The organism is Ructibacterium gallinarum, from assembly GCF_014982785.1.
Lineage (GTDB): Bacteria > Bacillota > Clostridia > Monoglobales > Monoglobaceae > Ructibacterium > Ructibacterium gallinarum.
In genome coordinates this window covers 38,286-58,632 of record NZ_JADCKB010000019.1, presented here as the reverse complement: position 1 = coordinate 58,632, position 20,347 = coordinate 38,286, and the positions used below count along the sequence as shown (strand labels likewise).

Annotated in this window: 18 protein-coding genes; 5 read left to right on the top strand and 13 right to left on the bottom strand. The window is 42.5% G+C overall.

Going from position 1 to position 20,347, the window contains the following annotated elements:
• Positions 1-38 precede the first annotated feature (38 nt).
• The 5 genes from INF28_RS09310 to INF28_RS09290 all read right to left on the bottom strand — a co-directional run bounded on the left by INF28_RS09310 (position 39) and on the right by INF28_RS09290 (position 2,757).
• Positions 39-1,031 (bottom strand): alpha/beta hydrolase, encoded by a 993-nt coding sequence (locus tag INF28_RS09310; RefSeq protein ID WP_226393200.1) that lies wholly within the window; start codon positions 1,029-1,031, stop codon positions 39-41.
• A 111-nt stretch (positions 1,032-1,142) separates the two neighbouring features.
• The gene (locus tag INF28_RS09305; RefSeq protein ID WP_404815156.1) at positions 1,143-1,433 is read right to left on the bottom strand and encodes an NAD(P)H-dependent oxidoreductase; all 291 of its coding nucleotides are present in this window, start codon (positions 1,431-1,433) and stop codon (positions 1,143-1,145) included.
• A gap of 64 nt (positions 1,434-1,497) precedes the next feature.
• Positions 1,498-1,815 (bottom strand): carboxymuconolactone decarboxylase family protein, encoded by a 318-nt coding sequence (locus INF28_RS09300; RefSeq protein WP_226393199.1) that lies wholly within the window; start codon positions 1,813-1,815, stop codon positions 1,498-1,500.
• 18 nt (positions 1,816-1,833) lie between these two features.
• Positions 1,834-2,241, bottom strand: coding sequence for a cupin domain-containing protein (locus INF28_RS09295; protein WP_226393198.1), 408 nt, complete (start codon positions 2,239-2,241; stop codon positions 1,834-1,836).
• 12 nt (positions 2,242-2,253) lie between these two features.
• A complete protein-coding gene (locus INF28_RS09290; RefSeq protein WP_226393197.1) occupies positions 2,254-2,757 on the bottom strand; it encodes a flavodoxin in 504 nt (167 codons plus the stop codon).
• A gap of 119 nt (positions 2,758-2,876) precedes the next feature.
• Here INF28_RS09290 and INF28_RS09285 point away from each other — a divergent pair, with 119 nt between their 5' ends.
• Positions 2,877-3,773, top strand: a complete 897-nt coding sequence (locus INF28_RS09285) for a LysR family transcriptional regulator (RefSeq protein ID WP_226393196.1) — start codon at positions 2,877-2,879, stop codon at positions 3,771-3,773.
• A gap of 29 nt (positions 3,774-3,802) precedes the next feature.
• On the opposite strand, the gene INF28_RS09280 is transcribed toward INF28_RS09285, so the two are convergent.
• The 6 genes from INF28_RS09280 to INF28_RS09255 are packed head-to-tail and all read right to left on the bottom strand — an operon-like array spanning position 3,803 to position 8,388.
• Positions 3,803-4,267, bottom strand: coding sequence for a zinc ribbon domain-containing protein (locus tag INF28_RS09280; protein WP_226393195.1), 465 nt, complete (start codon positions 4,265-4,267; stop codon positions 3,803-3,805).
• Positions 4,268-4,325: 58 nt separating this feature from the next.
• Positions 4,326-5,558: a DNA polymerase IV gene (dinB, locus tag INF28_RS09275; protein WP_226393194.1), complete on the bottom strand. Its 1,233-nt coding sequence runs from the start codon at positions 5,556-5,558 to the stop codon at positions 4,326-4,328.
• Positions 5,559-5,577: 19 nt separating this feature from the next.
• Entirely contained in the window at positions 5,578-6,369 is a 792-nt protein-coding gene (gene pgeF, locus INF28_RS09270) for a peptidoglycan editing factor PgeF (RefSeq protein ID WP_226393193.1), read from the bottom strand.
• Positions 6,370-6,384: 15 nt separating this feature from the next.
• Positions 6,385-7,170, bottom strand: a complete 786-nt coding sequence (locus tag INF28_RS09265; RefSeq protein ID WP_226393192.1) for a TIGR00282 family metallophosphoesterase — start codon at positions 7,168-7,170, stop codon at positions 6,385-6,387.
• A gap of 1 nt (position 7,171) precedes the next feature.
• On the bottom strand, positions 7,172-7,921 hold the full coding sequence (rlmB, locus tag INF28_RS09260; RefSeq protein ID WP_226393191.1) for a 23S rRNA (guanosine(2251)-2'-O)-methyltransferase RlmB: 750 nt from the start codon (positions 7,919-7,921) through the stop codon (positions 7,172-7,174).
• Positions 7,922-7,941: 20 nt separating this feature from the next.
• Positions 7,942-8,388, bottom strand: a complete 447-nt coding sequence (locus tag INF28_RS09255; RefSeq protein ID WP_226393190.1) for a DUF4330 family protein — start codon at positions 8,386-8,388, stop codon at positions 7,942-7,944.
• A 282-nt stretch (positions 8,389-8,670) separates the two neighbouring features.
• On the opposite strand from INF28_RS09255, the gene adhE reads away from it, so the two are divergent.
• Positions 8,671-11,292: a bifunctional acetaldehyde-CoA/alcohol dehydrogenase gene (gene adhE / locus INF28_RS09250; protein WP_318961755.1), complete on the top strand. Its 2,622-nt coding sequence runs from the start codon at positions 8,671-8,673 to the stop codon at positions 11,290-11,292.
• A gap of 73 nt (positions 11,293-11,365) precedes the next feature.
• Here adhE and INF28_RS09245 read toward each other — a convergent pair whose 3' ends face one another.
• Positions 11,366-14,524 carry a DUF4832 domain-containing protein gene (locus INF28_RS09245; protein ID WP_226393188.1) on the bottom strand — a complete coding sequence of 1,053 codons (3,159 nt, stop codon included), beginning with the start codon at positions 14,522-14,524 and terminating at the stop codon, positions 11,366-11,368.
• Positions 14,521-16,482 carry a beta-L-arabinofuranosidase domain-containing protein gene (locus tag INF28_RS09240; RefSeq protein ID WP_226393187.1) on the bottom strand — a complete coding sequence of 654 codons (1,962 nt, stop codon included), beginning with the start codon at positions 16,480-16,482 and terminating at the stop codon, positions 14,521-14,523. The genes INF28_RS09245 and INF28_RS09240 overlap by 4 nt, the downstream gene beginning before the upstream one ends.
• 285 nt (positions 16,483-16,767) lie before the next feature.
• On the opposite strand from INF28_RS09240, the gene INF28_RS09235 reads away from it, so the two are divergent.
• From INF28_RS09235 to INF28_RS09225, 3 genes are all read left to right on the top strand, one after another.
• The gene (locus INF28_RS09235) at positions 16,768-17,733 is read left to right on the top strand and encodes an ABC transporter permease (protein ID WP_226393186.1); all 966 of its coding nucleotides are present in this window, start codon (positions 16,768-16,770) and stop codon (positions 17,731-17,733) included.
• Positions 17,734-17,753: 20 nt separating this feature from the next.
• On the top strand, positions 17,754-18,632 hold the full coding sequence (locus INF28_RS09230) for a carbohydrate ABC transporter permease (RefSeq protein WP_226393185.1): 879 nt from the start codon (positions 17,754-17,756) through the stop codon (positions 18,630-18,632).
• Between the two features lie 97 nt (positions 18,633-18,729).
• Entirely contained in the window at positions 18,730-20,334 is a 1,605-nt protein-coding gene (locus INF28_RS09225; protein WP_226393184.1) for an extracellular solute-binding protein, read from the top strand.
• Positions 20,335-20,347: the final 13 nt, after the last annotated feature.

The window sequence follows — 20,347 nt, the reverse complement described above, 5'->3', positions numbered from 1 at the left end:
AAAAAATTTTTTCATAATCAATCTCCTATGGTAGTTTTTTATTTTAAATATTGGTTAAAAAATTGCGCCATCTTGTCAAAGGGAATTACATGGTTTAAACCGCCGTCGTATAGGTCAGTGTGTACTGCATCTTTAATGATTAGCAATTCTTTATTATCTGTATAATCATTATTTTTTATCATATTGGAAAAGGCGTCTTTGCTAAAGTAACAGGAGTGTGCTTTTTCTCCGTGAATTATTAGCACTGCACTGCGGATTTCATTGCTGTATTGCAAAATCGGCATATTTAAAAAGGACATGCACCCTGTAATATTCCAGCCTTCATTGGAATTGAGAGAACGTTTGTGGTAACCGCGGCTTGTTTTGTAATAATCATAATAGTCTTTTACAAAGAAAGGGGCATTTTCAGGCAGTGGATCTACTACACCTCCGCCGCGTACATAAATCCCTGATTGATAATCTTGAGTCCGCTGTGCGTTTAACATTTTTCGTTTTTCATACCGGGCAGTTTCGCTGTCTTCCGCATCAAAGTAACCATTTGCATTGACCCGACTCATGTCATACATGGTCGAGGCCACTGTAGCCTTAATTCTGGTATCCAGTACCGCTGTATTCAGAGCAAGGCCGCCCCAACCGCAGATTCCAATAATACCAATGCGTTCAGGATCTACGTTTTCCTGTGTAGATAAAAAATCAACGGCTGCCTGAAAATCCTCCGTGTTAATGTCAGGAGAAGCCATATACCGCGGCTCACCACTGCTTTCTCCTGTGAAAGATGGATCAAAGGCAATCGTAAGAAAGCCTTTCTCGGCCATGGTTTGCGCATATAATCCGGAAGCTTGTTCCTTAACGGCGCCAAACGGTCCACAAACCGCAATTGCAGGAAGTTTTCCCTTTGCGTTTTTTGGTATATATTCATCCGCTGCAAGTGTGATTCCATAACGATTATGGAATGTTATTTTACAGTGGTCTACCTTGTTGCTTTTAGGAAAGGTTTTATCCCAGTCTGATATTAAATTTAATTCCATCATTATTGTTACCTCCGTTATTTTTTGGGTTGATTTCTTATATCTAACATACTGTTATAGGGGTTTATAAGCTTTTTTCCATTTCATAAGCTTCAGCATAAGCGGGCGTGTCTTTTATTTCTCCAGCTTTCCATGCCCCAACTCGTATATAACACCTGCTTTTTTTGTGCCGGACAGGCAATCCTCTGTAAAGCCGCGGAACGCTTCCAAAGTACGTGTCAGGCTTGTTTTTTCACTGTCTGCGGCAGTCATGATAAAATAAATATCTTGATTTGTGATCTCCTCCGTATACCGTGGGACGGTACGGTCAATCGATGTTTTCATCTGTCCATCTATTGTGCAAAAGTATATCGGTGTTGCAAATACAATCACATCTGCTGCTCCCTGTGCAAATCTGTCACACAATATAACAGAGATGCCGTTTTTTCTCGGGCCTTGCCGAAATAATCAATATATTTTTCTTTTTTAATCACTCCCAAACTTCCTTGGCCATGCGAAACGCTGCCCAAGCCTTTGGCCACCCTGCATAAAAAGCGGTGTGTGTAAGTATTTCTGCAATTTCTTCTTTTGTTACACCGTGCTTTTTTGCGTTAGCCAGATGAAATTTTAATGAGCTGTCCAAAATACCACTTGACATTAAGGCAGTGACAGTAATTATGCACCGGTCCCTTGCGGATAACTTCTCCTCTCTTGACCAAACCTCGCCAAAAAGTATGTCATCATTTAACTCGGCAAACTTTGGAGCAAACTGGCCGAGTTCATCTCTACCTGCTGTTACTTTTGCCATTTTTTCATTCCTCCGTTTTTATAATTTTTCATATTCATTATCAGAGACGGGATCACACCATTCTGTCTCGCAGTTCTCGCCCGGTACTTCGATGGCTAAATGCTGAAACCATGAATCGGCTGATGCGCCGTGCCAGTGCTTGACATTTGCTGGAATATGAACAACATCTCCTGCCTTCAGTTTTTTTGCTGTTTTGCCCCATTCCTGGTACCAGCCCTCTCCCGCTGTCACGAGAAGTATTTGTCCGCCGCCCTTGTCCGCATGATGTATATGCCAGTTATTTCGGCATTTTGGCTCAAAGGTTACGTTCCCAATAGAAACCTGCTTTGTGGAAAGCATGTTTAGATAACTTTGTCCAATAAAGTACTGGGCAAAAGCTTCATTTTTATTCCCTGTTGGGAATACGCTCATTTCTTTTATACGCATCGTCTCTTCCTCCTAAATCCATTTTTCAATATCTTTTTTTACTTGTTCTGCATTGCCACCGCGAATGGCAAAGCCATTTTTTACTTTAGCAGTAGGACATAGTTTTTTAATATCGTTCATACTGCTGCCTAAACCACTGCCTTCGTGTGTGCAGAAAGGTTTAATAATTTTGCCGCTGAAATCAAAATGTTCCAAAAAGGTAAACACAGCCATAGGCATTGTACTCCAGTAATTGGGATAACCGAGGTAAATTACTTCATATCCATCAAGGTTTTTTGGATATTTTTTTAATTCGGGACGGGCATTTCTTTGCTGATCAGCCTGTGCTTGTGCAATACATTCGTTGTAATCCTTGGAATATGGTTTTAATTGCTCAATTTTAAATAAATCTGCATCTGTCAACGCTTGGATAATACCTGCCGCAATCTCTGTGTTGCCTATCGGCAATGTTTTAATCATACCATTTACATAATTTTCATCTGCTCTGGAATAAAATGCAATGAGTGCCTTTGCCATTTTCTATACCTCCATCTTGCTTTCTGCTTACAGTGTAGCACAAATCATCTTGACATGGAATTTCCAATATGTTATTATGGTATTAACTTATGGTTTATACCGATCCGTGGAGGTGGAGTATGTACAATCCCATGTTGAATACGTTGGTAGCCGTTGCGGACTTTGGCAGTTTTACCAAAGCAGCAGAGCATCTTTATATATCCCCGACAGCGGTTATGAAACAGATGAATGTGCTGGAAAATCATTTGAACCTGAAGCTGACTAAGCGAACACCAGCAGGCGTGAGTCTAACCCCTGCTGGCAAAGTAATTTATCAGTCTGCAAAATATATGATTGATTACTCCCAAAAATCAATTGACACTGCCCATGCCGCAGCGCATACTTATGATACTACCTTCTGTGTTGGGACCTCTTTGCTGAATCCAGCCAAACCGTTTATGGATCTGTGGTATCGTGTCAACCAAAGTTTCCCTGATTACAAGCTGCATCTTGTACCATTTGAAGACAATCATGAAGGGATATTATCAGAAATTGAAAAATTGGGAGAAAAATTTGATTTTTTAATCGGTGTTTGTGACTCTAAAGCATGGCTGTCATTGTGCCAGTTTTTACCTCTTGGAAGGTATAAAAAAATGATAGCAGTATCAAGGGAACATCATCTTGTATCTAAAAAATGTATTGATATTGAAGATTTATATGGCGAAACTTTGATGATGGTCAGCCGTGGAGATTCCGGCGTTAATGATTTTATCCGTAATGATTTAGAAAAAAATCATCCTCAAATTCATATTGAAGATACACCGCAGTTTTATGATTTATCGGTGTTTAATCGTTGTGCGGAAACGGGTAATGTTTTGCTTACCATTGAATGCTGGCAGGATGTGCATCCCGGTTTAATCTCTATTCCGGTTAATTGGGATTACAGTATTCCTTATGGTTTGCTTTATAGTCTTGATGCCCCTGAAGATGTTCTTCGGTTTGTTAAAGCGGCAGAAAAATTGGGTTGTAAAAAGTAAAAATTAAATATATCGATTATTTTCAAAATCTATTGTATTTCACTGCAAACCGGATATTTTTCTCCCTTTACGGAGTGTAATGTGTTGTCTGTAGTCTTTTTCGTTTCACTAAATGAGTCCAGCAGCCAAAAACTTATTGAGTTTTTGGCTGCTGGACTAAAAAGGTTGTGGAGGTTAGAAAGTTTGGCATCAAGTACTGCTGTATCCGTTTCTAATTTATTTTGTAAGACTCTTATTTCACTTTCTAATGTCAGTTTTAAATTATTTAAATGATATACATCTCGCATTTCAGGAGTCAGCATGGCGTTGAGTTCATCAATCTTTTTTTGGGCAATTTCTAATTCTCGTTTGTATCTATGGCTCCGGAAAGGGCCTATGAAAGGTGTTTGGTGTTGGGAGACGTTTGTTTTCGTATTTCGTTGCACTTGTGTACCACAAAAATTACAAAAAAATGCATTATCATTTATTTTTTTTCCACATTTTGCGCAAAACATATTTTTATTCCTTTCTAAGCGCTTGATCCTTTTATTCAATAATAAAGTATCAATAATATTATTTTGGAGAAGACTTTGCTTTTTTGTCTCCTATCATTTTTTGCTGTTCGGCGGAAAGATGTTGTTCTGCCAGCATTTCCCGTGCGGTTTTTAATTTATCCAGTCCGTAAGTGTTACGCAGCTCCATAAAAGCAGAATCCAGTTTTTCTTCTCTTTCTTTCCGGGAGATATTCATATCCTGAAAGGATAGTTGTTCATAGCTAGTGTCGGTTAAATTGCCCACTGTGACGCCAATCAGCCTTACCGGAGTGTGATTGAGATGAAGTTCATTAAGTAAATATTGTGCTGTACGATTGATGTCATTAGCTTGACTGATTGGTTTATCAGAATACGATCGGGTTATGCTGTGCATGTCTGCATATTTTAATTTTAATGTAACTGTGCGGCCCATCAATTTTTTCGCTTTTAAGCGGTCGCTGACCTGTCGGCATAGGAGAAGAAGAGTATCAGATAAAATACTTTGATCGGTGATATCACGGGAAAAAGTGGTTTCTTTTCCTATTGATTTTGGCGGAGCATTGGGGGTGACTTTGCGCTCATCAATACCGTGGGCGTAATTCAAAAGTTCTTGTCCTAAATGGCCGAAGACTTGCAGCCGGGAAACTGGCGTATGTGCCAGCTGCCCTATCGTATGGATGCCCATACGATATAATCGTTCCTGGGTCTTTTTTCCAATGCCGTATAAAACGCTGACCGGACGACTGTCCATAAGCAGAGAGAATTCCTCTGGCGTATGAATCACAAAAAAGCCACGGGGCTTTTTTTCTTCACTGGCTAATTTGGCCGTCAGCATATTATACCCAATTCCTACGGAGCAAGTGGTATGCACGGTTTCATAAACCTGTCGTTGAATATTATGGGCAATATCTTCCGCAGAACCAAAAAAGCGTTCGCTGCCAGTAACATCCATATAGCCTTCATCCAGAGATAGAAATTCGATTTGATCAGTATAGTGCTGCATAATTTCATGTACTTGTTCAGATGCTTCTTTGTACCTTGCAAAATGGCATGGAACAAAAACTGCTTGAGGACAGCGCCGATATGCTTCGGCAGAACTCATGGCAGAGTGTACACCATATTTTCGGGCTTCATAGTTACAGGTAGAAACAACCCCCCGGCTTCCCGGGGGGGCTCCTACGATAACAGGCTTCCCGCGAAGCTCGGGATGGTCGCGTTCTTCAATGGATGCATAAAAAGCATCCATATCCAGGTGAATAATCCTGCGGCTCATATATATACCTCCTGCGGCGCTAAGGGCGCAGCATAATGACAGCACCTTGCCGGCCAGTGCGTTCTTTGTGAGTGCGGTAGGAATAATATTGATTGGCATGACAGATGGTACAAATTCTGCTGGTATCAATGTTTTGAGATGGAACGCCGTGTTCTATTAATTGATCCCGGTTCATAGCCCATAAGTCGACCAAAACCTTGTTGTTTTCTTGCTGCGAAAGATATTGAGAGGGAAATAACGATGCATCTGTTGTATCGAATTCGCAGCAACATGGCCCAATGCTTGGGCCTATGGCCGCAAGAATATTTGAAGGATCGCAGTTAAAAAACTGATGCATTTTTTGTATTGCTTTTCCTGCAATCATTTTTAAAGTTCCACGCCAGCCTGCATGAACGGCCGCAATAACCTTTTGTTTTGGATCTAAAAAAAGCAGGGGTACGCAATCAGCGGAAAACACAACTAACGGAATCTCTGGCAGATTTGTGATCAGTCCATCCGTATCCTCAATATCACTTTGACGAGTTAGGCCTTTGCCGGCATCGTCTTTTGTTACAATGCGGATATGATCGGAGTGTGTTTGTTTGGCTAGCACCATATTGTGAAAATTAAGCTGAAGATCTTCAGCTACAAGCCGGTAATTTGCCTTGACGGATTCCGGATTGTCTTGGACGCGAAAGCCTAAATTCAGTCCGGTAATTTTTCCTGTGCTGACGCCGCCCAGCCGACCGGTAAATCCATGTGCGACCAAGTTGGTGCGCAGCAATGGTTCTGATTGCAGATAAATTCGATTTTGATTGTGATATTCAATCATTGTTTGCTCCTTATCCTAAAATTTTTCCTCAGAGGAAAAACGAAGCCGCTGTACAGCGGTGGTTTTTCCGGTTTTAGGATCCACATCAAAAATACATCCGTGAAACCAAACAATGCCTTCTGCTTTTTCGAACCGAAAACGTTTGCCACTGTAATAATAGAAATCAAGAATAATTTCTTTGCGAACCCCTAATACAGAATCCTCTACTCCGGTCATACCAAGATCGCTGATAAAGCCGGTCCCGCCTGGCAGAATACGCTCATCTGCCGTTTGTACATGGGTATGGGTGCCAAATACCGCGCTGACTTTGCCGTCTAAAAAATGTCCCATAGCGATACGTTCGCTGGTTGTCTCAGCATGCATGTCAACAATACAAATATCTGCTTCAATTTCCTTTAGTGCTTTTTCAACAGCATGAAAAGGGCAGTTGGCAGGACTCATATTTACCCGGCCAATGAGATTAATCACTGCAATACGTGTTGTTCCGGTGTCCTTGATGACATAGCCAGTTCCTTCTAATTCGGACGGGAAATTCAGCGGGCGAATAATATTGGGATTTTCATCCAGGACAATCGAAGCTTCCTTATTTGCAAAGGTGTGATTGCCCATGGTGATGACATCTACCCCACGTTCAATCAAAGTGTTTGCAATATCTGCTGTAATGCCGTTGGTATTGGCTGCATTTTCGCCATTGGCTATGCAAAAATCGATATGATATTTTTTTCGGATTTGATTCAAATGATTGTAAACATATTCTCTGCCGTCTTCGGCAACAATATCTCCAATCGCCAAAATACGCATATTATTTTTCCTCCTGTCTTCTTTGCCGCACCGCTTCGTAAAGTAAAATCCCGGCTGCTACAGAGGCGTTGAGCGATTCTATTTCTCCCACCATGGGGATTTTTACTAAAAAGTCACAGGCTTGGCGAACCAGTCGGCTCATCCCCGCGCCTTCACTACCAATCACAATACCAATAGGCCCGGTCAAATCGCAGGCATCGTGCCGTTGCGTTCCGGAAAGATCAGTTCCTACGATCCATAAGCCGTCATCTTTTAGTTTATTCAGTGTTTGGGCAATATTGGTTACCCGTGCTACCAATGTATATTCCACTGCACCGGCTGAAACTTTAGCAACGGTTGCGTTGAGACCCACACTACGGTTTTTGGGTATAATCACACCGTGTGCACCCGCAGCATTGGCAGTACGAATGATACTCCCCAGATTATGCGGGTCTGTAATTCCTTCTGTGATGACCAAAAATGGTGGTTCTTTACGTTGTTTAGCCAGCGCCAATATGTCACTAATCTCGGCATAAGTATGTATTGCTGTCAGGGCAATTACGCCCTGATGGTTTTGACCGCCGCAAAGCTGATCTAGTTTGCGCTTATCCACGGTCTGGCAGCGCAGTCCTTTCTCCTTTGCAAGGTGGTGGATATATCCCAGCTGGGAATGTCGCAGGCCATCTTGTATTAGCAGTTTGTCTATGACGGTTTTTCCGGCTTCCAGCGCTTCAATGACTGGATTTCTACCATATATAATGTCGTCTTTCATTTTTCGCTCCTATTCTATTTTTATTCTTCATCAGGATCTGGGACAGGTTCTATAGCGGATAAATAAACCGAAAAAATCGAGTCCCCTGCCATCAGGTTAAAATATTTTCCTTTCAAATACAACACATCTCCAATCATGATTCCGTGGTCGGCTTTTCGTCCTTCTGCCACAGAAATAAAGATCGCTTTTTGAAATCCCTCTGTTGGCGCAGTGTTATCCGTATCCACTGACTCTATATTTCCCAGAGGTGTGCCGTAATCTCCGTCAGCACAGGGAATACCTGGACTAATTCCTTCAAAAATTTCTTTCGGTGCTTCCTGACAAATATAGGTAAGACGGTAAAAATGCAGTTCTTCTTCGCCTGCGTCCTGTGTGACTTTGTAAAGCAAGGCAATTAGGCTAAGCACTATGACTGCAATAAGAATCAAATCAATGATATTAAACCGCCAAAAAATTTTTTTGTTCATAATGAAAACTCCCGCCGTCACGTTTATTTTAACTAAGCATCATTATTATATCCTAATTTCAGGGAAATAGCAAGACGTCTTTTCAAATTATACAAGAGTGTTAAAAGGAAGCTCTGATTTTTTGTATAAATATTTTTGTTTTTTTTAAAAAAAGAGATTGACATTTTTTTAACACAATAGTATAATGATAAACAGAGGATGTGTTAAAAAATTAACAATTCTCTGAAAGGATTTCCGGCAGCAGAAATGAAAGAGGTTTAGCCGGACAAGAAACAGGATAAAATAAATCCATATAAAAATAATTTGCGGAGGTATGGTAAAATGGCTGAAACGAAAAAAATTGATGTTCAGGCTATGGTGGACGAACTGGTACAAAATGCCCATAAAGCATTGCATGCTTATATGAGCATGAATCAGGAGCAAATTGATGAAATTGTCAAGGCAATGGCACTGGCAGGGCAGGCTGATCATATGCGGCTTGCAAAACTGGCAGTAGAAGAAACCGGCAGAGGTATTTATGAAGATAAAATGACGAAGAATATCTTTGCTACAGAGTATATTTACCATAGTATTAAAAATGAAAAGACAGTAGGCGTGATTTCTGAGAACGACTATGAAGGGTATGAAATGGTTGCAGAACCAATTGGTGTTGTTTGCGGTGTTACTCCGGTGACCAACCCCACGTCTACCACCTTGTTTAAGTCCATTATTTGTACCAAAGCAAGAAACCCGATTATCTTCGGATTTCACCCCAATGCCCAGAAGTGTAGCGTAGAAGCAGCTAAAGTGGTAAGAGATGCTGCCATCAAAGCAGGCGCACCGGAATATTGTATTCAGTGGATTGAATATCCGTCGATTGAAGCAACCAATGCGCTGATGAATCATCCGGGTGTAGCTACGATTCTGGCAACAGGCGGCCCTGGAATGGTAAAGGCTGCATATAGCGCTGGTAAACCGGCTTTGGGAGTGGGTGCTGGTAACGTTCCTTGCTATATTGAAAAAACTGCTAATGTTAAGCGTGCAGCAACGGATCTGATGCTGTCCAAGACCTTTGATAATGGTATGATTTGTGCTTCTGAGCAGGCAGCAATTGTAGATAAAGAAATCGCAAAAGAATTTGAAGAATTTACAAAAGCCAATGGCTGCTATTATGTAAACGAAGAAGAAGCTAAAAAATTGGAAGAGGCGATGTACGATCCGGTTAAGGTTGCAATTAAACCGGCAATTGTAGGTCAGTCTGCGGTAAAAATTGCGAAAATTGCTGGAATTAAGGTGCCGGATGATACCAGAATTTTGATGGTTCCTCTTAAAGGGGTAGGGCTTGACTATCCGTTGTCTCACGAAAAACTTAGTCCTGTTTTGGCATACTATGTTGTCAATAGCGTAGACGAAGGAATTGAGCGCGCGGAACAGATGCTGGAATTCGGTGGCTTAGGTCACTCTGCGGTTGTGCATACCAACGATGACGCGGTTGTTAAGAAATTTGAAACTCAGATGAGAGCCAGCCGTATTTTGGTAAACGCGCCGTCTTCTCATGGTGCTATCGGTGATATTTATAACACAAATATGCCTTCTTTGACTCTTGGCTGCGGAAGTTACGGAAACAATTCCACAACCCAAAACGTTTCCACGTCTAATCTGATTAACGTAAAGAGAGTTGCTAAGAGGAGGGTTAATATGCAGTGGTTTAAAATTCCGGAGAAAATCTATTTTGAAGCAGATTCTACCCAATACCTTGAGAAAATGCCAAATATCCATAAGGCGTTTATTGTTACCGATCCTTCTATGGTAAAATTGGGTTATGTTAATAAAATCTTGTACTATCTGAGAAAACGGGAAGATTATGTACACTGCGAAATTTTCTCTGAGGTTGAGCCAGATCCGTCTTTGAATACCATTATGAAGGGAAAAGAGGCAATGGATGCGTTCCAGCCAGATGTGATTATCGCACTGGGTGGCGGAAGTGCTATGGATGCTGCAAAGGGTATGTGGCTGTTCTATGAATATCCTGATTCTGATTTCCAGAGTATGGCAATTAAATTTATGGATATTCGGAAACGTTCCTATAAGTTCCCGAAACTTGGCAAAAAGGCAAAGATGGTTTGTATTCCTACCACCAGTGGTACGGGTTCCGAGGTAACTTCTTTTGCGGTTATTTCTGATAAAGAAATTAATATGAAATATCCGCTGGCTGACTATGAATTGACGCCGGATATTGCGATTATCGATCCGGAATATGTATACACCGTTCCTGCGGGCATTACAGCGGATACCGGTATGGATGTTTTGACTCATGCTCTGGAAGCCTATGTATCGGTATTTGCATCTGATTATACCGATGCTTTGGCAATGAAGGCTATTCAGCTGGTATTTGAATACCTGCCCAAATCCTATAAAGGTGATAAACTGGCGCGTGAGAAGATGCACAACGCAAGCTGTATGGCTGGTATGGCATTTACAAATGCATTTCTTGGAATTAACCATTCTCTTGCCCACAAACTGGGCGGTGAGTTCCATATTCCGCACGGACGTGCCAATGCAGTTTTGCTTCCGTTTGTCGTAGAATATAATGCCCAGAAGCCCACAAAGTTTATGTCTTTCCCGAAATATGAAACGTTTATAGCAGATCAGAAATATGCAGAGGTTGCGCGGACTTTGGGCTTGCCGGCAAAGACAACGGCTGAAGGTGTGAAATCTTTGGTGAAAGCCATTCGTGATTTGATGAAGGAATTAAACGAGCCGATGAGTCTGAAAGAATGCGGACTTGACGAAAAAGAATACATGGCAATTATCCCGGATTTGGCAGATAAAGCATTTGGTGATCAGTGTACCACAGCAAATCCCAGAATGCCATTGGTATCTGAATTGGAAGAGCTCTACAAAAAAGCATATTATGGAAAATAAAATGAAAAAAATGGGGCTGCCGCTTGTGAGTAAGATCTCACAAGCGGCAGCCCCGTTCCTTTATCTGCGATTTTTAAGAAACGCTGGAAGATAAAGGTGATTTATAAACATAGTATAATGACGTATCGCTGTCAATGTCATCAAAGCTGTCATTGCTCAGAATAGGATTGGTATTTGCGGTTCCGATTCCGATTTGTCCGATAGGATGTCTGCCGCCGTTAAAATAATTTTTATTGGCGAATCTTACGGATGGAACCATACCGCCTTCCGGGTCTAAAATAGAAAGGGAAAGAATGTATTCCTGTGCGGGCAGATCTTCTGGTATGACAAAACTCCCTTTTGCACTGTAAAGCGGTGTATAGCTATAATCATCGTCGGGAAGCCATGTGGTGATATCAAGATCCTTAAAGGTATCTGACCAAACAGGCTGACGGGTCTGCGGATCTAAAAGACTGACTTCCACCGGCCAGTTATAGTAGATGGGAGCGGACCCCGTATTTTTGACACTGAAGCTGATTTCCATGGTTTCGCCGGGATTAACGGTTTTGGGATAGTTGACTTGGTCAAGCACAAAGCGATATCCCAGAATTTTTTGTATTTCAGCCGCGTTAGCGGTTGTGGTAGGGTCTGTCTTGTTATACTCTGAAATCCAGCCAATATATGTACAATGTGTAAAGCGGAAAATTTCAATATAACGGTCCAGATAATTTGCTACAGCGTCATTGGGGTTTTTCCCGACTGGTTCGCCCCAGTCAAAGGCAGTTTCGCCGCCAATGGGGTATTTTTTCCAGATATCTTTGTTTTCATCTGATGCGAAAAAGTCAAATACATGTTGATTGCCCCAATGTCCATAAGAATCCCAGCCAATGCCGACCTTGTTTTCTATCATATATCCAAAACGTACCATGATATTGGTTTGTACCTTTTTATTTTGAAAATATTTGTCAAAAGCATTCCCCAATACCTTTTGCACTTCAAATGAGGGATAGGGGCTTTGCATTTCTCCCCATAGTCCGATCAAGCCTACACGGACATAGGCGACACGGGGATCGTTATCCCAAGCCTCTCCCATCTTGCGAATGAAATTGTCCAGCCTTTGCTGGAATTCCAAACTGGTATAATCTCCGTCTGTCAGGTCAGAGGGCCAATGGGGATCGCCGGGCCATTCCAGCACTACACTGGGAATGACCTTAACATTTAAGGCGGGATAGTCCTTCCATGCTTCATCAGAGGCGGCTATGAATTTGTCCACACCATCATTGACGTTGTCTTCTAATTGATCCCAGTTAAAGCTTCCTGTTGTAACAGCAGTATATTTGTCGCCCACGGTGCCCCGGAACCCTTTTAATGGATTGCGGAATGCGTTGGGATATTCTTCGGGATGAACATTGACCGTTCCTGGTTTGATGCGCCGGCCGGGGATTTGCAGTCGATTCATCATGACAGAGGCTTCTGCCCGGGTGGCGTTTTGTTCCCCGTGGAACAGGCCGTCCTCATATCCCGTCACGATCCCGGCACTGCGCACGGCGGCAACATCGTTTTGAAATGCCGGGTCATCATCGGCAGAGGGGACAGAAGCATCTGGCGTTTCTCCGCGGTAGGTTAGCGCTTTTGCGATGATACGGGCCATTTCATAACGGGTGATTGGACGGTCAAAATCAGAAAAGTCATTTTGTCCAATCAACCCGTTTTTTTCTGCTGCCTGAATATAGGGAGCATCCCATGATGTTTCTTCTGATGCTTGCACACTGATTTGCAAAACAGACAAAACCATTTTGATAAATTCATTGACCGCCACCGAATCTTCCGGCCGGAAAAGGCTGTCAGGATATCCGGACAGCATGTTTTGGCTGGCCAGATAGGAGATATCGTCAGCTGCCCAGTGGCCGTCAATGTCTGTCCATGAGTCCGCAGGGTTTTCTACTGGTTCAAGAAGAGGGACAGGATCAGGACGCGGCCCGATTTCACCGAGTTTTTGGATATTGGACACCTTGACATTGTCTACCAGCATTTTTTCTGCCGCCGCCGGCCGGGTAAAGGACAGACCGCCGGAGAAGGTATCTAAAACCTCTAACTGCATGGAAGGCCAGCTTAGGTCCAGCGGATAGCTAAGTGTGCCTATATAAATAATAATCTGATTTTCAGCAGTATCGATCCGAAAATGTTTGGTTTCGTTCGTGCCAAGAAAGATGCCGCATTGGCCAATCCAGGTTTCAGCGCCATTGACACATTGATAAACATCAATACTGTTCCCTATATTGCTGAAGAGCAGGGAATAATAGTTTTTGTCATCTTTTACAGCAAATTTTATGGGGACAAACGAATCTGGGGTCAGCGTTCGGTTCAGCAGAGTAAAATCAAACTGATAAGAGCAGTTGGTCCAGCTTCTGTCACCGGCCGTAACGGTTTGGCCTACCGAAAGGGCGAGGTTCCCGTCATATTCTTCAATGGTACTGGCCCCGCCGTTTTCATCAATAAACGGTGCCATGTTGTTGTTTTCAAAATTCAAGTCCATGTATATTCCCCCGGACTGATTGTCGGTATGTGGCGGGATGACTTCTGGCTCAAAGGGCTCTGGTGTGGTGATTAAAAGATTGTCAATGTAATAATATTTGCAGCCGCCCAGGAAAAAGCCTAAAGGGCCAGAGTCCAGAGGAGACGGATCCTGATACGTCAGGACCGGTGTGGTGGTGTCGTTGTAATAAACTGAAACTGTGTCACCGGTAATATCCAGCTTAAGATACACCCATTGATCGGTATCAGGAAGAAAATTCAACGGTGAGGAAGCAACGGTCCCCAGGAGATTTTTTTTCAGATTTACCGATTCTTGACCCGGGGCACTTTCAAAGAAAAATTCATACCTTGTTGGCTGTCCCATGGATTTTAGATATACTCCCGGCCAGGCCTGACCAATCGGTTCGGTATTAAATTTTGCATTAAACTCTACGCTGAATTCTTTGAGTAAATTAACATTTTCTACTTCCAGATAATCATAGCCCTGTACGCAGTAGGCTTTGCCCATCGTGTCATCAACTAATACAGGGTCACCGGCAGAAGATGTCCAATCCAAAACATGACCGTCTTCAAAATCTGTTTGATAAAATACGGTTCGGTCTGAATCGGGGGTGGGTATAATCAGGTCGTCTGCGTAAACGGAAGCAGACAGGAGGGTTGCCGTAACAATGAATACCATGCTCAGGAAAAGGGCAAAGAAACGAAATAGTGATTTCATAATGAAACATCCTCCTTTGAAACGGCAGTCGGGAAATAGGTGATGCGCAGATTGGTGCATCCGTATGGTACCAGTTCGATTTGCGTTTCTATTCCGTCGGTGTCCGTTGGATTTTGATATAGATCATGTGTTTTGATTGGATATGGGGGAAACATATGCTTTGCTTTCTCAGCTGTTATTTGCAAAACAATGGGAGCTTCCTCCCATGGATAGGTATAGGCAGTTTCTGTTACTGTTATTTGATCCAATTTTTTTCCCGTCAGGGCATAGTTGAAATCAAATGCTTTTTGTGCTTCATGGTGCAGAAAATTCACGTTTGCAGAAGCTTCATACCAATGCCATCCTTCCGGCAGCGGGGTATAGCCTCGTTCTTGGGTTTCATACCACATAAAGTCTATTTTTTTAGAAAATACAAGAGGCCCGCGTTCTATAAAAACAGGATGTTTATGGTTGTTGTCTGAAAGCACTGATGTATGAACTTTCATAGGAAGCTGCAGGGTAATCGAATCTGATGGTTCCCAAATGCCGTCAATTTCCAAAAAGCCATCTGCATTGACTTCTGCGCTGTGTTTACAGCCGTTTACAAGTAGAGAAGGTTCGCTGCACCAGTCTGGAACCCGTAAAAACAGGGTAAAGGATTTGCCGGACGTATTTTCAAACTGAAAATGGATGGTGTCCCGAAAGGGATATTCGGTTGTAACATGCAGAGAAATTCCTTCATATGAGATATGACAGGGACCGTAAGTAATAAAATATAGATTGTTCTGTTCATCGGTCATGCACATATGGCGTACAAATTCCGGCATAATCCGAACCGAATGAGCCGGACAGCAGGCAATGGGATAGTTGGGAGCATACACCATCATATCTTCTTCAGGACCAAAGGAAGAAGAACGCTTTGTTGCAAACAGCTGATTGCCTGCTGACATATAGGCAATGGCTTTTTCATCTTTTTTTCTGGCGCCTTGTGCTCCATTAAACACAATTCGTTCCACCAAGTCACCGTAATGAGCCTTCCCGGTGACCATGGCCATAGAAGAAAAGGTATAAGCATAAACGGTAAAATTACAGTATTCGGTCTCGTGGTTGGTTACCTTGGGTGAAAGGTATTCAAAATTGCTGGATATGCCACCGTGAGGCATCATACAGTTTTGGATCAGGGATTCCAGGCCTATGCGGGAAGCGTTCAGTTTCTCAGGGGCATTGACAGCACTGTGGAGCAGAGCCGGCAGTATGACATCGATACCGTAGGCGACTGCGTGCATTGAGTTAAAATCTGCATGTCCTTTTTGAAAGATTTTTGTACTGTTGGGCCATAAAGTATTTTGATTTAACCATTCTTCAAATGCAAGGGCATATTCCAAAAGCCGATTATCTCCGGTCAGAATATAAACTGCCAGTGTTGGTTCGATCAATCCTGGGCCGGCATAAAAACTGAATTTTGTCCAGTTTTCTACAAACCAAAGCAAGGCGCGATGAACAGCGTGCAGTACATCTTCCCGTTCTGTTGCTTCATAATAACATAACAGAGCCCTCAGAAGAAGTGCCGTGGACCAGGCGTTATAATCGTCATAGATGTCGTGTTCTTTTTCCCGATAGGTGCCGATATAGCCATCCTCTCTCTGCCTGTTCAAAACACCGTCGACCCATTCTCCTGCCATGGTAATCAAGTCGTTGTCTCGCAATGTAAACGCCAGTTCAATCAAACCATTCCAATAGGTAGAGGAAATTTCTCCGCACCACCCGGCACGGAGCCGGGGATTCATTTTTTCTTCTAACTGCCCTGTGGTCAATGGCTTTCCAATAAGATGTGGTTCCAATTCACCAAGGTGTCCGCCCATTCCTTCTTTGGAACGCAGAAGTTGATCTTTCAGCCATCCGCTGGCAGTAACAGATCCCAGCGGGAGCCGGGTCAGGCGGTTATAACAGGTCGCCTTGGCTTGTTTGCATAGGTTCATTTCTTTCCCTCCAATTTTTCGTTCTTAAAGCAACCAAAGACACAGTGAACGCTGTCGCGTTCCGCTACTATCTTTAGCATAATATGAAGTAGTAAAATTTGCAATAGAAACTTATTAAAAACATCACAAATTATTGCAAATATACCAAAAAAACCGGGAATTGTCTAAAAAAATTCTACCATATGAAAAGATTGCTATTGCAAAATTACAGCAGTATCCCTTAAAATAAAATTAAAGCAAAACCAGACAGCGCTACCAAAATCAATTTAAGAAAGGATGAGATAAGTGAGAAAGAAATCCAAATGCGGTTCCGGAACATCCTGCGGGAATAAAGTGAGTTTTTGGAAGAAATCCGGACTGTATGGGTATTGGAAATATAAATATCTTTCTTTGATGTTTATCCCAGTCGTGGTCTTTTACATTATATTCTGTTATGTACCCATGTATGGAGTCATCATTGCATTTAAGGATTATAATTTTGCAAAGGGGATCATCGGAAGTTCCTGGATCGGATTTGAGAACTTTGAGCGGATGTTCCACAGTGAAAGTTTTGTACAGGTGTTCACCAATACACTTTTGATCAGTCTCTATAAATTGATCACAGGCTTTCCGGCGCCAATTATTTTTGCTCTTCTGTTGAATGAGCTTTGGAATCGGAAATTTAAAAAGGTGGTACAGACCATCAGTTATCTGCCATACTTCTTGTCCTGGGTCGTACTGGGGGGAATGTTTATGCAGTTGCTTTCCCCATCCTCTGGTCCGATCAATGCGGTGCTAAAAAGTATGGGAATCCAGCCAATCTTTTTCCTGGCAGATGTAAAATGGTTCCGTTCCGTTTTGGTTGTTACTTCCTTGTGGAAAGGTGTCGGCTGGGGAAGCATTATTTACTTGGCGGCCTTGACCGGCATTGATCCGGAATTATATGAAGCGGCTATCATGGATGGCGCAGGAAAATGGAAACAGGTGCTCCATATTACCATTCCTTCTTTGATACCAGTCATGACCATTATGTTCATCTTTGCAGTCGGCGGCGTCATCAATGATGATTTTGATCAGATTTTTAATTTATATAATGAAGCTGTTTATTCTGTGGGTGATGTTATCAGTACATATAATTACCGCGTGGGACTTATCAGTAATGAATATGGATATTCGACCGCAGTAGGCTTATTTAAGAATATCATTGCTATTGTTTTGCTGGCGGCAGCCAACTATATAACCAAACGATTCAGTGAATATGGAATCTGGTAATTTAAACAGGAGGTGAAACAATGTATCACAGAACAAAAGCTGAGAAAATTTTTCAGATTTTTAATGTTATAATTATGCTGCTGATCTGTGCCAGCATGGTTTATCCGTTTTTGTATTTGCTGGCACGTTCCTTGAGTTCACCGGAGATCTCCAGTTTGTCTTTCAGTATTATTCCTCAAGGAACGACGCTTGAAAATTTCGGTAAAGTTTTGGGAAATGAAGATATTGCAGTTGGTTTTAAAAACGCTCTTCTGCGGACGCTGTTGGGAACCGCTGTCAATCTGATCATGACAGTTTTTGCAGCATATCCTTTGTCCAAGCGATATTTTCCGCACAGAACTTTCTGGATGGGCTTGGTGATATTCACCATGTTTTTCAGCGGGGGATTGATCCCATCTTATTTGCTGATAAAAAAACTGCATCTATTGAATACGCTTTGGGTCCTTATTATACCGGGAGCGATCAGTACATATAACATGATCATTATGAGAAACTTTTTTATGTCCCTGCCGGAATCTTTGGAAGAAGCTGCTCTGATCGATGGAGCAAATGAAATGCTGGTCCTATTTAGAATAGTGATCCCCATGTCAAAGCCGATTTTGGCAACCATTGCATTGTGGTCTATGGTGGGACATTGGAATGCCTGGTTTGATGCTCTGATTTATAATACAGAGCCTAGCCTCCAGGTATTGCAGGTGGTAATGCGGCGAATTGTGCTGGAGGGAACAGCTCAGATGCTGAATCCCAATGCATCTTCAAACAATTTCCATCAGATTGTGAATCCGGAAAATATCAAAGCGGCCACGATCATGGTCACCACCATTCCAATCATTATGGTATATCCGTTTTTGCAGAAGTATTTTGTGAAAGGAATTTTGGTTGGTTCTTTGAAAGGATAAGAGCCCATAGAAAAACTGTATGTAAATAAAATCATTGATATATTTTCCGGCAGGAAGGATATGATCTGCCGGATAACAAAAGGAAGGAGTTTTTATAATGATGAAATTTTTAAAGCAGGGAACAGCGATAGCGTGTGCAGTGCTTTTGGCAGGGACGTGTCTTGCAGGCTGCGGCGGCAGCAGTGATGATACGGAAGCTGCAAAAGATATTTCTGAATATCAGGCGCAGGACGATAAGGAGTATACCATTTCCTGGACAGCGTGGATTGGTTCTCCGGTAGAAGAAAATGCGGATATGGTCAATTATTGGAACGAGAAATTTAATGTAAAATTTGATGTCTGGAATATTGATCCTTCTAATTATGGAGAAACACTGGGGCTGAAGATTGCCGGCGGGGATGTGCCGGATGTGCTTTGGACGCCGGATTTGTCAGCTTTTTATAAATATGGCAAAGATGGTATTTTAACGCCGCTGACCGATGAGATTTTAAAAACTTGTGCGCCGGAGATGTATGATTATTATATGAGTATGGAGCCCAATGCTTTTAAGTATCGTTCTGTAGACGGCGTTTTATACGGAATCCCCAGCTTGGCAGACCCTGCCCGTCGGCCGCTGGTTTATCGGGGGGACTGGCTGGAAAAAATGGGTGTAGAAAATCTGCCCGATACGCTGGAAGAATTTGAAGATTTGATGTACCGATTTGCCAAAGAGGACCCGGACGGCAACGGAAAAGATGATACCTATGGTATGTCCAACAGCGGATTGCATGCAGTTTATGGGGCATACGGCATGGCAGATGGTTATTGGATCGAGCGGGACGGTAAACTGGTGTATTGCAATATTCAGCCAGAAATGAAAGAGGCACTTGCTCTGCTGAGAAAGTGGTATCAAGATGGCGTGCTGGATCCCGAATTTATTATGGATGAGCGGCAAGTCAGCGGCAGTAATATGTCAAAACCTTTTGTAGAGGGAAGAGTTGGTTTTACTGCCAGCGGAGAAGATTGGCATTATAAACCCAAGTTTGAAAACGGCAAAGAAAAGAATGACTGGGAAGGAGATAATCGGAAGGAACTTCGGAAATTAAATCCTACGGCGGCTGACAGCCTGCGGCTGGGTGTGCCGCTGACCGGCCCTAATGGAAGCAAAGTGATCGATCAGGGGAATATCGTAGGCACGACCAATACAACAATAGGGTTTGGTGCGCAGTTGAAAGATCAGCCTGACAAACTGGCCAAAATTCTGGACATCATCAATCAGCTTGGATTTACCAGCCGTCAGAATTCTTTAGAAGCCAATAATGGTATTGAGGGCGTGCATTGGAAATTTGACGATGAAGGACGTATTGAATATCTTGATCCCAAATATGAGCAATATACTGAACGTGCAAAAATCGGGGGGCATACTGTATTCCAGCTGGTTAAGTCTTTGGAATGGGATAAGATCGGTGATGAAGCATTTCTCCAATGGGAAGAGGATAATAAAGCCATGGAATACGGGCTGCGCAATGAATTAAAGACCATTCTGCCATCTCAGAGCCGTTACGGGGCAGATTTGGATAAAATTGTCTCAGAAACCTACATCGCCATTATTACCGGAGATGAGCCAATCGAATATTTTGACGAGTTTGTAGAAAAATGGAAGAAGGCAGGCGGAGAACAGCTGGAAAAAGAAGCAAATGAATGGTATGCAAGCATTCAGTAAGATGGTAAATACA